The sequence below is a fragment of the Paraphotobacterium marinum genome, assembly GCF_002216855.1.
Taxonomy (GTDB): domain Bacteria; phylum Pseudomonadota; class Gammaproteobacteria; order Enterobacterales; family Vibrionaceae; genus Paraphotobacterium; species Paraphotobacterium marinum.
On sequence record NZ_CP022355.1, the window covers coordinates 523,108 to 538,168 of the forward strand.

General features: G+C 32.5%; 12 protein-coding genes. 5 read left to right on the forward strand and 7 right to left on the reverse strand.

Going from position 1 to position 15,061, the window contains the following annotated elements; all coding sequences use genetic code 11:
• The first annotated feature begins 15 nt into the window (after positions 1–15).
• The 3 genes from spoT to recG are packed head-to-tail and all read left to right on the forward strand — an operon-like array spanning position 16 to position 4,923.
• On the forward strand, positions 16–2,130 hold the full coding sequence (spoT, locus tag CF386_RS02895) for a bifunctional GTP diphosphokinase/guanosine-3',5'-bis pyrophosphate 3'-pyrophosphohydrolase (protein ID WP_089072976.1): 2,115 nt from the start codon (positions 16–18) through the stop codon (positions 2,128–2,130).
• Between the two features lie 4 nt (positions 2,131–2,134).
• Entirely contained in the window at positions 2,135–2,824 is a 690-nt protein-coding gene (trmH, locus tag CF386_RS02900; protein WP_089072977.1) for a tRNA (guanosine(18)-2'-O)-methyltransferase TrmH, read from the forward strand.
• A gap of 11 nt (positions 2,825–2,835) precedes the next feature.
• Complete coding sequence (gene recG / locus CF386_RS02905; protein ID WP_158522283.1) at positions 2,836–4,923, forward strand: ATP-dependent DNA helicase RecG; 2,088 nt, start codon at positions 2,836–2,838, stop codon at positions 4,921–4,923.
• A 321-nt stretch (positions 4,924–5,244) separates the two neighbouring features.
• Here recG and CF386_RS02910 read toward each other — a convergent pair whose 3' ends face one another.
• The 4 genes from CF386_RS02910 to ftsY all read right to left on the reverse strand — a co-directional run bounded on the left by CF386_RS02910 (position 5,245) and on the right by ftsY (position 10,884).
• Positions 5,245–6,495, reverse strand: coding sequence for a nucleotide sugar dehydrogenase (locus CF386_RS02910; protein ID WP_089072979.1), 1,251 nt, complete (start codon positions 6,493–6,495; stop codon positions 5,245–5,247).
• A gap of 753 nt (positions 6,496–7,248) precedes the next feature.
• Positions 7,249–8,112, reverse strand: a complete 864-nt coding sequence (gene ubiA, locus CF386_RS02915) for a 4-hydroxybenzoate octaprenyltransferase (protein WP_089072980.1) — start codon at positions 8,110–8,112, stop codon at positions 7,249–7,251.
• Between the two features lie 6 nt (positions 8,113–8,118).
• A complete protein-coding gene (gene rpoH, locus CF386_RS02920; RefSeq protein ID WP_089072981.1) occupies positions 8,119–8,976 on the reverse strand; it encodes an RNA polymerase sigma factor RpoH in 858 nt (285 codons plus the stop codon).
• Between the two features lie 90 nt (positions 8,977–9,066).
• A complete protein-coding gene (gene ftsY, locus CF386_RS02925; protein WP_089072982.1) occupies positions 9,067–10,884 on the reverse strand; it encodes a signal recognition particle-docking protein FtsY in 1,818 nt (605 codons plus the stop codon).
• A gap of 78 nt (positions 10,885–10,962) precedes the next feature.
• Here ftsY and rsmD point away from each other — a divergent pair, with 78 nt between their 5' ends.
• Positions 10,963–11,526 carry a 16S rRNA (guanine(966)-N(2))-methyltransferase RsmD gene (gene rsmD, locus CF386_RS02930; RefSeq protein ID WP_089072983.1) on the forward strand — a complete coding sequence of 188 codons (564 nt, stop codon included), beginning with the start codon at positions 10,963–10,965 and terminating at the stop codon, positions 11,524–11,526.
• Between the two features lie 2 nt (positions 11,527–11,528).
• Here rsmD and CF386_RS02935 read toward each other — a convergent pair whose 3' ends face one another.
• Complete coding sequence (locus CF386_RS02935) at positions 11,529–12,116, reverse strand: YhgN family NAAT transporter (RefSeq protein WP_089072984.1); 588 nt, start codon at positions 12,114–12,116, stop codon at positions 11,529–11,531.
• Positions 12,117–12,222: 106 nt separating this feature from the next.
• Here CF386_RS02935 and CF386_RS02940 point away from each other — a divergent pair, with 106 nt between their 5' ends.
• Positions 12,223–13,041 (forward strand): Cof-type HAD-IIB family hydrolase, encoded by an 819-nt coding sequence (locus CF386_RS02940; RefSeq protein ID WP_089072985.1) that lies wholly within the window; start codon positions 12,223–12,225, stop codon positions 13,039–13,041.
• A gap of 100 nt (positions 13,042–13,141) precedes the next feature.
• Here the strand turns inward: CF386_RS02940 and CF386_RS02945 are convergent, their stop codons facing one another.
• Both CF386_RS02945 and fre read right to left on the reverse strand, forming a co-directional pair.
• On the reverse strand, positions 13,142–14,332 hold the full coding sequence (locus tag CF386_RS02945; protein ID WP_089072986.1) for a BaiN/RdsA family NAD(P)/FAD-dependent oxidoreductase: 1,191 nt from the start codon (positions 14,330–14,332) through the stop codon (positions 13,142–13,144).
• Positions 14,333–14,334: 2 nt separating this feature from the next.
• Positions 14,335–15,039, reverse strand: coding sequence for an NAD(P)H-flavin reductase (gene fre / locus CF386_RS02950; protein ID WP_089072987.1), 705 nt, complete (start codon positions 15,037–15,039; stop codon positions 14,335–14,337).
• Positions 15,040–15,061 lie beyond the last annotated feature (22 nt).

The window sequence follows — 15,061 nt, forward strand, 5'->3', positions numbered from 1 at the left end:
AAGAAAGGAATCTTTTTGCATTTATTCCATAGCTTAAAAGATATCATTACTCAATATCTACCTGAACATGAGGTAGATATTATAAGACAAGCCTACGTTGTTGCAAGAGACGCACATGATGGTCAAATGCGCTCTTCTGGTGAACCCTACATCATTCATCCAGTAGCAGTAGCAAGGCTTTTAGCTGACATGCGCCTTGATCATGAAACACTAGCTGCAGCACTACTTCATGATGTCATGGAAGATACTGAAATTACTAAAGAAGATATCCAAGAACAATTTGGTCCAGTGATTGCTGATTTAGTAGATGGCGTAACAAAAATAGACAAACTAAAGTTTGCAGACAAAAAAGAAGCTCAAGCTGAAAACTTCCGAAAAATGATTATGGCTATGGTGCAAGATATTAGAGTTATTTTACTCAAACTTGCTGATAGAACTCATAATATGCGAACACTAGGCGCACTTCGACCTGATAAAAGGAGACGTATCGCCAAAGAAACCCTAGAAATTTATGCACCATTAGCGCATAGACTAGGTATTCATAGCATTAAAGTGGAATTAGAAGAATTAGGTTTCGCAGCATTGTATCCCAACAGAAGCAAAGTTTTAAAAAGTGTAATAGCCCTTGCTCGTGGAAATCGAAAAGAAATTATCAATAAAATACTCTCTGAGATTAAAGGGAGGTTAGAAGAATCAGGCATACCCTCTGACGTTTTTGGTCGAGAGAAAAATCTCTACTCTATTTATAATAAAATGAAAAATAAAGAGCAGAAATTTCATAGTATTATGGATATTTATGCTTTCAGAATAATTGTAAAAGATTTAGATACTTGCTACCGTGTTTTAGGTTCTATGCATAATCTTTACAACCCAAAACCTGGTAGAGTTAAAGATTATATTGCCGTACCCAAAGCGAATGGCTATCAATCTTTACATACATCGATGGTTGGTCCACATGGGGCTCCTGTAGAAGTTCAAATCAGAACTGAAGATATGAATCAAATGGCTGAAAAAGGGGTTGCTGCTCATTGGTCTTACAAAGATAATAATGAAAAAATTGATTTAAGCAATACCGCTCACCTTAAAGCGCAAAGATGGATGCAAAGTTTATTGGAATTACAGCAAAGCATAGGCAATTCTTTTGAATTTATTGAACATGTTAAATCAGATTTATTTCCTAATGAAATTTATGTTTTCTCTCCCAAGGGTAAAATTATTGAATTACCCGTAGGTGCAACAGCAGTAGATTTTGCATATGCAGTCCATACTGATTTAGGTCATAAAACAGCTGGTGCTAGAGTTAATCGTGCTCCTTATCCACTTAGTAAACCTCTTAAAAATGGCCAAACAGTTGAAATTATAAGCTCGCCTAAAACCAAACCCAAAGGTACTTGGTTAAATTATGTCGTTACTTCAAGGGCCAGAACTAAAATACGCCAAGCTTTAAAAAGCATGAAAAAAGATGAATCTATTACTTTAGGTGAAAAACTTCTAAAACATGCTTTAGGTAAAAATATTTCTATTGAAGATCTTCCTCAAGATGATTTAAACAGCGTATTAAATGAATTTAAGTTAAATAATCTTGAAGAGCTTTACATCAATATTGGACTAGGTAAATTGACCAGTTTCGTTGTTGCTCGCAAATTAAAAAGCAGTAGTGATGAAATCATAGAAGAAAACGAAAAAAGCCAATTTGCGATTAAGGGTGCCTCAGGCATACTCACTCATTTTGCAAATTGCTGTCACCCCATCCCAGGAGATCCTATCATTGCCTATATGAGCAATGAAAAAGGCCTTGTTGTTCATACAGAAGACTGTTCTAATATAAAAGGCTATCAAAATGAACCTGAGAAATACTTATCCATAGAATGGGAAGAAGATTTTGACCGAGAGTTTATGACTGTTTTAAGAATCGATATGCATAACCGACAAGGAATTCTAGCCGACTTAACCCATACTATTGCTAAAATGAACTCTAATATCCAAAAAATATCGACTGAAGAAAAAGATGGTAGACTTTATACAGCTCTAATTCATTTAACTACAAAAAACAGAGTTCATCTCGCTCAAATTATTAAGCAAATCAGAATCATGCAAGATATTGTGAAAGTATCCAGATTAAAAAATTAAATCTATGAACCCATTAAGATACAAAAAAATTTTAGAGTTATTAAAGCGAAGGCAGACAGATTTAACTTTATGTTTAGATCAGGTTCACAAACCCAATAATGTTTCAGCGATAATTCGAAGTGCTGATGCAACTGGTGTGCATAACATTCATGCTGTCTGGCCAAATAAAAAAATGAAAATGTTATCTCACACATCTGCTGGCGCGAGAAATTGGGTTTATGTTGATGTTCATAATTCCATTGATGACGCTTGTGAAATCTTTAGAAATAAATCAATGCAAATATTGGTTACTGATTTACATGAAAAATCAGTTGATTTTAGAGAAGTAGATTACACGAAGCCTACTGCAATTATTCTTGGGGGCGAAAAATTTGGAACGTCTCAAACTGCTAAAGATAATGCATGTCAACCCATTAACATACCCATGTTAGGCATGGTTGAGTCATTGAACGTTTCTGTCGCTGCAGCTCTTATTTTATTTGAAGCACAAAGACAAAGAAGTATTAAAAATTTCTATGATCGTAACCCTTACCCATTAAGTGAAGATGAAATACAAAAAATTTTATTTGAAAAAGGTTATCCTATCTTAGCTAAAGTGGTAAAAAGAAAGGCATTACCTTATCCTCACATTAATAGTGAAGGACAAATATGTGCACCTGATTCATGGTGGAGTTTAGTAAGACAACATCCATAAAGGACATTGAAATGACAATCAATTCAATTTCAAGTTTTCACTTAACTGATTTAAATGGAGTTGGAGACCAGACAGTTAAACAGCTCAATAGATTGGGTATTTTCAACATAGTCGATCTTCTTTTTTATTTACCTTACAAATACACCAATAAATCTCATATCACTACTATTCAAAATCTCGAATTAGGAAATAAGCAAGTTATAGAGATCACTGTTGAACACAAAGAAACCCAAAATTTTAGAAGAAAAATCTCAACGATTACTGGCTATGACGAAACAGGAGTCATAACATTAAAATTTTTTAATACTTATGGCTCTTTTTTAAAACAGTTTGAAGTAGGAAAAAAATATAAGTTTTATGGCGATATCAAGCACTCTTCTAAGGGTATGGAGCTTATTCATCCAGAAATCATCAAGGAAAAAGACTTTATAGGTATTTATAAAGAGAAACTATTTCCTGCCTATCACCTTACTGAGGGTTTAAATCAAAAAAAATTATATCAACTCATTATTCAGGCACTTGATTTACTAAGGCTAAAAACCATTTGTTTCGAAGATAACTTTCAAAAATATATTCCATCTTATTGCTATAATATTGAACAAGCTTTAAATATTCTTCACTGCCCTTCAATATCGGAGCCCATAGTAAAGTTAGAAAACTTTCAACATAATGCACACTTGCGCCTAATTATTGAAGAGTTATCTGCTTTTTATCTATCTATTTTAAAACTGAAAAATAAGAACTTAACCCATCAATCCTACCAATTAAAGAACCCATTAAGAGATTTAGAATCAAGCTTTTTAAAAAATCTACCTTTTTCTTTAACTAATGCTCAAGAAAAGGTGGCTCTTGAAATAAAAAATGATTTCAAGAACAACTTTCCAATGAAAAGACTTGTTCAAGGTGACGTAGGATCTGGTAAAACTTTAGTTTCTGCATTAGCCGCATTACATATCATACAAAGTGGTCATCAAGTTGCTCTTATGGCACCAACAGAGCTATTAGCTGAACAACACTTTCACAATTTTAAAGAGTGGTTTTCACCTTTAAATATACAAGTTGGATTATTATTAGGTAAACATGCTCCAAAAAAGAAAAAATCAATATTAAATGAACTTTTTAATAATAAGATTCAATTAGTTATAGGTACTCATGCACTTTTTCAAGAGTCTGTGAACTATTCATCACTTGCTTTAATTATAATAGATGAACAACATAGATTTGGCGTTGCACAACGAGATGCTCTACTGAAAAAAGGGATTTCAGGAAATATTGTTCCACACCAACTAGTAATGACAGCAACTCCTATTCCTAGAACTCTAGCTTTGAGTGCTTTCAAAGAACTTGATGTGTCTGTCATAGATGAATTGCCCCCAGGACGAACGCCTATTGAAACAGTTGTATTCAGTAACACGAAAAGATTAGAGTTAATCAAAAAAATACGAAAGATGATCGAAGTTGAGAGTGTTCAAGTTTATTGGGTCTGCACACTAATTGATGACTCTGAAACACTTGAAGCTGAATCTGTAGAAGCTTTATTTCGTAATATATCAAGTATCATGCAAGATATAAGTATTGACTTTATTCATAGTCAGATGTCCTCAGAAAAAAAAATTGAAGTCATGAATAAATTTAATCAAAATGAAATAAAAATTTTAGTATCAACAACAGTTATTGAGGTTGGTGTAAATGTTCCGAATGCATCAATTATGGTTATAGAAAACTCTGAAAGATTAGGTTTGTCTCAAATTCATCAACTGAGGGGAAGAGTCGGAAGAGGTACAAAAAAAAGCTATTGTTTGCTCATGTATCAAGAGCCTATCTCAGAAATATCCAAGAAAAGATTAGAAGTCATTCGATCTAGTACGGATGGTTTTTTTATAGCCGAGGAGGATTTGAAATTAAGAGGTCCTGGAGAGATACTTGGTTATAAGCAAACTGGAGATATTAACATGAAGGTTGCATGTCTCTTTCGTGATGCTAATTTACTCGTTAAAGCTCAAGAAATAGCAAAAAATATTTATCAAGAAGATAAAGAAAATGCTCATATTATTATGGAGAAATGGAGTAAATATCAAAGTTCTGATATAAAAAATTAATTCATAAAATGCTCTTACGTATAAGCATGGCTTGAAATCTGAACGGGTATAATTTTAAAAACTTCACCTTATTTTTAGCTAAATAAAGTCAGACTAACATTCTTAATATGAAGATAATAACTGTTTACTTAAGAGTTTTCAGGACGGGGGTACGCCTTTTTCTTTAGAGTGAATGTTAGCAAATTATTTAGTAATTAGAAAATAAGAAAATTATTAAAAAGTGACGCCCATGTTTAATTCAATGAAAACACTCCTCCACAAAAGTATAGTGAGTGATTTCTTGAAAGAACTCTTGTATAGTGGATACGTATAAATCCCAAATCACAGTCTAAATTTTGACATGTTTTTAGGAAACGCTGATTTAACATCGATAAATATCTTATGTTCAGGGAATTTAAACTCTTTTACATATTTGATATGTGGTGTTGCAACGATACAAACATCATATTTTTTATTTTGTACTTTTGATTCATCACATAGTTTGATGTTGTAATGTTTTTCAACTTCTAATTTATCGGTTAATTCATCATATATATCTATATCCAAATGATATTCTTTGAGCTCATTAATTAAATCAAAAACTTTTGAATTTCGAATATCAGGACAGTTCTCTTTAAAAGTGATTCCAAACAATGCAACTTTAGCATTGTTGATAGATAATCCACTTTTTATCATCTGTTTAATTACTTGTTCAGCCACATATTTAGACATTCCATCATTTATGCGCCTACCAGCCAACAAAACTTCTGGGTGATACCCTAACTTTTCAGCTTTATATGTCAAATAATAAGGATCAATTCCAATACAATGTCCACCAACTAAACCAGGGTTATGTTTAGTGAAATTCCATTTGGTTGATGCTGCTTCTAGCACTTCTTGTGTGTCAATATCCATCAAATGGAATATTTTTGATAACTCGTTGACGAACGCAATACTTAAGTCCCTTTGTGTATTTTCTATGACCTTTGCAGCTTCAGCAACTTTTATTGAGCTAGCTTTATATACGCCAGCTTCTACTACTGATGAGTATACTTCCGCAATAATATCACAAATTTCTGAAGTTTGTCCGGCAACAATTTTTAAGATTTTTGTAAAAGTATGCTCCTTGTCACCAGGATTAATTCTTTCAGGAGAGTAACCTAAATGAAAGTCATCTCCTGCTTTTAATCCTGACACCTTCTCAAGAATACTCAGACAATCCTCTTCTGTTGCTCCTGGGTATACCGTAGATTCATATACAACAATATCTCCCTTTTTAATTGCCTTTCCTACAGTTTCTGACGCTTTTATTAAAGGCATAAGATCTGGTTTTTTTGAATTATCAATTGGTGTAGGGACAGCTACAATATGAAAGTCTGCTTTTTTTAGTTCTTCAATGCTATCTGTTAAGTTTAGATTTGCTTTTTTTAATTCATCCTCACTTATCTCTTGAGTAAAATCATATCCCTCTTTCAAAGATTTAATTCTTTTCTTATTAATATCGAAAGCTATTACAGAACTTTTTTTTCCAAACGCAACAGCGACGGGCAGTCCTACATAACCTAAACCTATAACTGAAACTTTTCTATTCATTTATGTTCGCCTATTTAATTGTATGCTTTTAATTTATTAAAATGACATGAAGCTAACTTTTTTCAAACTATGTATGCAACAAAATATATCTAAAATATAAACTTTAAATTATAAATCTATTATCTCAACTCTTATCTAGTAAGCTACAATAACATCTGATTTATTTGAAAAGCCCTCACGTATATGAACATTTATGGAATTAAAGAAAAACATAATTTTTTTAAAGTCTAAAAAATATATTAGCTATAATTCAATTCATCATATCTTAAAAAAACACTAATTGTGATTTTATTATTTTTTACAACCGAGCAAAAATTATTCTTATTATAAGTAATCTAATATCAAACAATCAATTATTAGGTAATAATTTTTTATCAGAAAAAAACTGTTTTAGGAAATAAAGCTTACGAACATCAATATATTATGTTTTGATAATAAATAACATTATACAAAAAAAAACACTACTCATCTCAAATTAGTGTTAAATTTATGTATGATTTACAAATCCCTCATCATAATTAATTTGACCAACTATGAGTCATCATGTTCTAGTTGATTATATTGCGTGCACCGAAGTTTATGATTGGTAAGTGATTTCCTAAATAAGTCGACAAATTTTGAATTATAATTTATCTTACCGAGGTTATCAAATGCTCTCAATTTATTTAGATCGCTGACAACTAGACAGATTAAAAACAGATAAATTTACTATTAATAAGAGTGGAAACTATTAGCGCTTTGAGACAAAAGTCGCTAAAAATAATTTAATAAAATACCAACCAAAATTATAACTCCCACGTAATGATTTTGTTGAAAAGCTCGAAAAAATCTTTCTCGCTTTGATGCTCTAATATATGTTTGTTGATAAACAAAAAATAACAATGAAAGAAGCAATGAAAAATAATAATAAAAATTGTAATTAAGGTTTACACCTACAAATACTAAAAGTGTAAGCATAATAATCTGCATAATAAAGATAATCGTTTTGTCCCAATTACCAAATAAAATAGCAGTTGATTTTACTCCAATTTTCAAGTCATCATCTCTATCAACCATAGCGTAAAGTGTATCATAAGCAATAACGTAAAATATATTGGCCGCAAATAACAACCAAACACTCTTATCTAAAAAATCATTTTGTGCAGCATAGGCCATTGGGATAGACCAGCCAAAAGCAATTCCTAAAAATAATTGCGGTAAATGAACCCACCTTTTCATAAATGGATAAATAATAGCAAAGAATAGAGCAAAAAAAGAAAGAACAATCGTAAAACGATTTAAATTCAAAACCAATAAAAGAGCAATAAGAATCAGCGAATAAAAAATTAACTTTGCAGATTTTTTATTTATAAGTCCAGTTTGAAGCGGCCTATTAGCAGTTCGTTCAACAAAACCATCTACTTTTATATCAGCAATATCGTTGATAACGCATCCTGCAGAGCGCATAACAACAACTCCTGTTATGAATATAATTAGATTAGAGTATGAAAACATACTGTTAGGATTTAAAAAAAATGCCCATAATGTAGGCCACAAGAGAAGATAAATTCCAATGGGTTTATCTAATCTTGTTATTTCAATAAAACCTTTAAGTTTTTGGCTTAAACAGATGGGCATAATTATTTAGAGCTCTCCAACTGCTCCTTTGAGACGTTTTAAAGCGCTCTTTTCTAACTGTCGCACCCTTTCTGCAGAAATATTATAGAACTTAGCGAGATCTTGTAATGTGACTTTATCATCATCAAGCCAACGTGTTTTAATAATATGCTGGCTTCTTTCATCTAAAGTTTTCATTGCTTTCGCTAACTTCTCATTTGCATTTGATTCCCAGTTATTAGACTCAAAATCTTTAGCTAAATCTGAACTTTTATCTTCTAAATAAAAAACTGGTGAATTAGATTGTGGCTTTGTATCATCATTATCATTAGGTAAATCGAAAGAATAATCTAAAGCTGATAATCTAGACTCCATTTCTAATACTTCCGATTCATCTACACCAAGTTGATTTGCAACCATGTTTACTTCTTCTTTACTAAACCAACCTAGTTTTAATTTATTTTTTCTTAAATTGAAAAATAGTTTTCTTTGCGCTTTGGTTGTTGCGACTTTAACTATACGCCAATTTTTCAACACATATTCGTGAATTTCAGCCTTTATCCAATGTACAGCAAAAGATACCAGTCTAACACCAACCTCAGGATTAAATCTCTTAACAGCCTTCATCAGTCCAACATTCCCTTCTTGGATAATATCAGACATCGGCAAGCCGTAACCTTTATAACCTCTAGCAACATGAGCCACGAACCTAAGGTGAGACATGATAAGATCTTTTGCCGCAGTAATATCACCATCATTATACAATCTTTCCGCAAGTTTTTTCTCTTCTTCAGCGGAAAGCATTGGGTAATTATTTACTGACTGTAAATAACTTTCAAGGCTATCTGAAGATATTAAAGCCAATGAATGTATATCTTTTGTCATTTTTACCTCATTAATAAATGGTTAAATACATTATTTCAAAGTTTATAAGACCAGTTATAAACAATTTAGTTCAAACATTATACATTTTTTTTATTTTTTTTCAAAGAGCGCTTCAATAAAATCTTTACTATTAAACTCTCTTAAATCATCAATTGACTCTCCAACTCCTACGTAACGAATAGGTATGTCAAACTCCTCCGCTAAAGCAAAAATAACTCCACCCTTAGCAGTACCGTCTAATTTTGTTAGCGTTAATCCAGTGAGGCCTACTGCTTCATTAAAAATCTTTAATTGGCTCAAGGCATTTTGACCAGTTCCAGCATCTAATGTAATCATTGTTTCATGTGGAGCATTTGGTATAGCCTTTTTTATCACACGAACAATTTTTTGTAACTCAGACATTAGATTTGATTTATTTTGTAATCTTCCAGCAGTATCAGCAATAATAACATCAATATTTTTTGCCTTTGCTGAATGAATTGCATCATAAATAACAGATGCACTATCAGAGCCTGTTTGTTGAGCAACCACTGTGACATTATTACGCTCACCCCATACTTGTAGTTGTTCTACTGCCGCGGCTCTATAGGTATCGCCTGCTGCCAACATTACAGACTTACCTTCATTTTGATATTTTTTGGCTAGTTTACCAATAGTCGTTGTCTTACCTACTCCATTCACTCCTACCATTAAAATAACAAAAGGGAAATGTTCTTTAATACGAAGAGGTTTATCAACCTTTTCTAAAATTTCATGTAACTCATCCTTTAAAATATTATAAAGTGCGTCACCATCTTTTAACTGATGGAATTTCGATTTTCTCGTTAAACTTTGAATAATTTTATCGGTAGTTTTATAACCAACATCAGCAACTAACAGTTGTTCTTCAATTTCTTCGAATAAATCATCATCAATTTTTTTATTAACTAAAAGACTTTTAAAGCTGTAACCAATGTTTGTTTTAGTTTTACTAAGTCCATGAACTAACTTTTTAAAGAAGCCTTTCTTTTTACTGTGATTTTCAGCCTCAGCTTGTCTTTCTGCCTCAGCTTGTCTTTCTACCTTAGATTGTCTTTCTGCCTCAGCTTGTCTTTCTGCCTCAGCTTGTCTTTCTGCCTCAGCTTGTCTTTCTGCCTCAGCTTGTCTTTCTGCCTCAGCTTGTCTTTCTGCCTCAGCTTGTCTTTCTGCCTCAGCTTGTCTTTCTGCCTCAGCTTGTCTTTCTGCCTCAGCTTGTCTTTCTGCCTCAGCTTGTCTTTCTGCCTCAGCTTGTCTTTCTGCCTCAGCTTGTCTTTCTGCCTCAGCTTGTCTTTCTGCCTCAGCTTGTCTTTCTGCCTCAGCTTGTCTTTCTGCCTCAGCTTGTCTTTCTGCCTCAGCTTGTCTTTCTGCCTCAGCTTGTCTTTCTGCCTCAGCTTGTCTTTCTGCCTCAGCTTGTCTTTCTGCCTCAGCTTGTCTTTCTGCCTCAGCTTGTCTTTCTGCCTCAGCTTGTCTTTCTGCCTCAGCTTGTCTTTCTGCCTCAGCTTGTCTTTCTGCCTCAGCTTGTCTTTCTGCCTCAGCTTGTCTTTCTGCCTCAGCTTGTCTTTCTGCCTCAGCTTGTCTTTCTGCCTCAGCTTGTCTTTCTGCCTCAGCTTGTCTTTCTGCCTCAGCTTGTCTTTCTGCCTCAGCTTGTCTTTCTGCCTCAGCTTGTCTTTCTGCCTCAGCTTGTCTTTCTGCCTCAGCTTGTCTTTCTGCCTCAGCTTGTCTTTCTGCCTCAGCTTGTCTTTCTGCCTCAGCTTGTCTTTCTACTGAAGTTCTATTTTCATGTTTTAGTTGGTTTTCTTCAAAATCAATCTTGCTCTGGCTTTCATTAGAAGAGCCTTTCTTTTTCTTACTGAACCAAGAAAAAAACTTATTTTTTTTTGAACTCGTCATTTCAATTCCTAAAAGAAAAACAAAAATTATATAAAATTTGGTATATAATAACATTCAAAATTGATTTTGACTTTAAATATGAAAAAAAAATTAGGTAGTATACGTATAGTTTCCGGAAAGCTTAAAGGTAGAAAAATTTATTTCCAAGATTCAGAAGGACTAAGACCTACAGCTGATAGAGTAAAAGAAACTCTTTTTAATTGGTTAATGTTTAAAATACATGATAAAAATATATTGGATCTTTTTGCAGGTAGTGGAAATTTAAGTTTTGAATCGCTATCAAGAGGAGCTGCTCAAATAGAACTTATTGAAAAAGAGCAAAGAACCTTTAAAACTATTTTAGAAAACATTTCACAGTTAAATGCCACAGAAATAAATGCAATAAATCAAGATAGTTTTGATTATCTTACGTCTACGCAAAAAAAATTTGATATCGTTTTTATTGACCCACCTTTCAATAAAGAGCTTGTACAAAAGTCGATAGACATGATTGCAGATCGGGACATTTTAAATCCTGATGCTTATATCTATTTAGAAACAGAATCATCTTTAACTCAATTAGAAATTCCATCTAACTGGAAGCTAGTTAAAGAAAAAAAAATTAGTAATGTAATGATTAAATTGTTTCAAGTAAATAATTAATTTTAATGGAGCATATATGATTTAATACCATTCAAAAACATTTGAGTCGAAATCATCACTAACAATAAACCCATCAACCTTTCAACAGCTTTAAGGCCTTTCTCTCCGAGAAATTTACTAACAACATCGTAAAACATAAGGATAATAAAAGTTGCCAACCAAGCAATGAATACTGAAAGTGACCATTCAAAAATTTGAGCCGGATATTGGTTTGAAAAAAGCAATAATGACGCAATTGTAGATGGACCAGCTATCATAGGAATAGCCATAGGAACTATAAATGGTTCCTCACCAGCAGCTAGACCAGTCACACCACCAGGCTGTGGAAAAATCATTCTAATAGCAATCAAAAATAAAATAAGACCACCGGATATACTAACTGTTTCAGATGATACGTGTAAGAAAGATAATATTTGTTTACCAGCAAATAAAAAAAGTAATAAAATAAACAAAGCAATTACTAACTCACGTATCAAAACTTTTCTTCGTCTTTTAGGATCTATGTGTTTCAATATAGAAAGGATTACAGGGAGGTTCCCAAGAGGATCCATGATTAAAAATAAAGTTAGAGCTGCACTTAAAATTTCCATTAGATTGTCTTTTAAAAAAAAAATGATAGAATGAATTAGCGAAATAATAAATTATATAATTATAAATTTCCATAGATATCTCAACACAATCATAGAGAGTATTAAAATGTTTCAGATCATAGCGTCAGACTTAGATGGAACTCTTCTTAACAATGCCCATTTAATATCTGAAAAAACACTACAAACAATCCAAAAAGTTGAACAACAAAATATTACCTTTTCTTTTGCTACTGGGCGTCATCATCTAGATGTGTTAGAGATTAAAAAAAAGTTTAACTTAAACTCGTATATGATTACGTCAAATGGCGCAAGAATTCATGATGAAAACAACCATTTAATTTATCAAAAAAACCTTTCAACAAAAGTCGTTTTTGATATTTTGAACTATCTAAATGATAAACTAGCAGACAAAGAAAATATGATAGTTCACTTATATACTGATTCTGGGTGGTATATGGATAAAAAAGCTTCCACATTTGATAATCACTATAAAATATCAAACTTCAATTATCAATTATTTAACTTTAAGAAACCACCAACTGATAATATATTTAAATTACTGGTTACAAGTGAAAATAATGACCAAGAAACGTTAAACTTGATCGAAAAAAATCTACTAAAGATTTTTGGACAACAGTGCAATATTGCATTTTCAACGCCCACATGTTTAGAAATTATGGATAAAGAAGTTTCGAAAGGAAGTGCTCTTCAATATTTAGCTCAAAAAAAAGGAGTTTGTTTAAAGCAAACAATAGCCTTTGGTGATGGAATGAATGACTTAGAAATGTTATCTGTTGCAGGGAAAGGTTTAATCATGGAAAATGCTCATGAACGTTTAAAAAAAGCTCTGCCAAATAATGAAGTCATCGAAAACAATGAAGTTAATGGAGTAGCAAACTACATTGAAAAAATACTTGAAGCTTAACTCATTTAAAAATTAACTAATTAGTTAAAAGGTAAAATAGGTACCCTAAAAGCCTCATTTTACCTTTGTTACTCATAAAAAATAGATAAAATTAAGTTTATCAAGCATTCTTTCCCGCAACCCAGCCCGAACTCCAAGCCCACTGAAAATTATACCCACCCAACCATCCAGTGACATCTAGAGCTTCTCCAATAAAAAATAAACCAGGGATTGATTTAACTTCCATTGTTTTAGATGAAATAGCATCAGTATTTACCCCACCAAGAGTAACCTCAGCTGTCCTATAACCTTCACTTCCAGCTGGCTTAACAGCCCACTCTTGAAGTTGAGAAAGAATCTTTAAATCTTTGGATGATAGTTGCTTGATTGGAATATTTTTCAGTTTAAATAAAACCAATAGAGTTTCGGTTAATCGTTTAGCAAAATAAAAATTTAGAAATGTTTTTAACATACAATTTGGACGAGACTTTAAAGCCTCATCAAAATGAGACTTCAAACATACAGTTGGAAGTAAATTAATTTTTATATCTTCACCTTGATTCCAATAGGATGATATTTGAAGAACAGCAGGTCCCGATAAACCCCTGTGTGTAAAAAGCAAATCTTCACTAAACTCAGCTTTTTCATTAAAAACATTTACCGAGTGAGAAATACCTGAAATCTTCTCAGTCAAATCTTTCAAAATAGGATCCAGTGTTAATGGGACAAGTGCTGCTTTTGTAGGAACAATATCTAAGTCAAAAGATTCAGCGACTTTATATGCAAAAGGTGTAGCTCCAAGTCTTGGCATGGATAAACCACCAGAAGCAATAATTAGGGAATGTGCTTTATATTCACTATCATTACTTTTTATAAAAAAATAACCTTTTTCATCTTTTTTGACTTCGTCTATTTCTTGCTGATATCTAAAAGATACTTGGTTCTTTTCACATTCACTTAGAAGCATAGAGACAATATCTTTTGCAGATTGATCGCAGAATAATTGCCCCAATGTCTTCTCGTGATATGCAATATCATATTTTTCAACTAGAGAAATAAAATCCCATTGAGTGTATTGATTTAAAGCAGATTTGCAAAAATGAGGATTAGAAGAAATGTATTTAGAAGGCTCAATGTAGTAATTTGTAAAATTACAACGTCCCCCACCAGAAATTAAAATTTTTTTTCCTGGACGTTTAGCATGGTCAAGAACTAAAACCTTCTTATTCCTCTCCGAGGCAGAAATAGCTGCCATCAGACCTGCGGCACCAGCGCCAATTATTATTACATCAAACAAATTATCACTCTTCATAATCAAATATAGTCAAAAGCATCAGCGTACATATGCTCAAGCAAAGCACCTTTTGTTATAAGCATATCTCTAGCTCTACCAACCATAGGTACTGGCCCGCAAATATATATATCATAACTTGAATAGTCAATAAAATCTTTATCTAAAACATCAAGAACGTTGCCATATCTGCCATTCCAATGACTTTCATTGGATTCAATAGTTGCTTCATAATTAAAGTTTTTGTACTTCTGTTGATAAGCCAAAACTTGCTGATGACAATATAAATCTTTTTTGGTTTTTGTGCCCCAATAAACAAATATCGTTTCATCTTGATTATCTAAAATCACCTTTTCCATAATACTTTTGACATAAGAAAATCCTGTACCTCCTGCAATAAGTAATTTTGGACGGTTACTTTTTTCTCTAAGCCATGCGTTTCCATGACCTACATCAATACTAACTTTTTGATTCTGCATTTTTTTAGATTTAATATGTTCAATTACTTCATTTGCAAAATCACTATAACCTGAAGCACCTATATGCAATTCAATTTTTTGACTGTGGGGAACATTTGCTATAGAAAAAGGTCTTTTATCTTGCTCATTTAGTAAAAAAAACAAATACTGCCCAGCTTTAAAAGAGATCTCTTTATCCGCTTTAAGCATAACTTTATATGTATGATTACTTATTTGAACACACTCTGTAACATCACAATTTAATTGCATTTGTAGCCAACCTCTTAGTCAA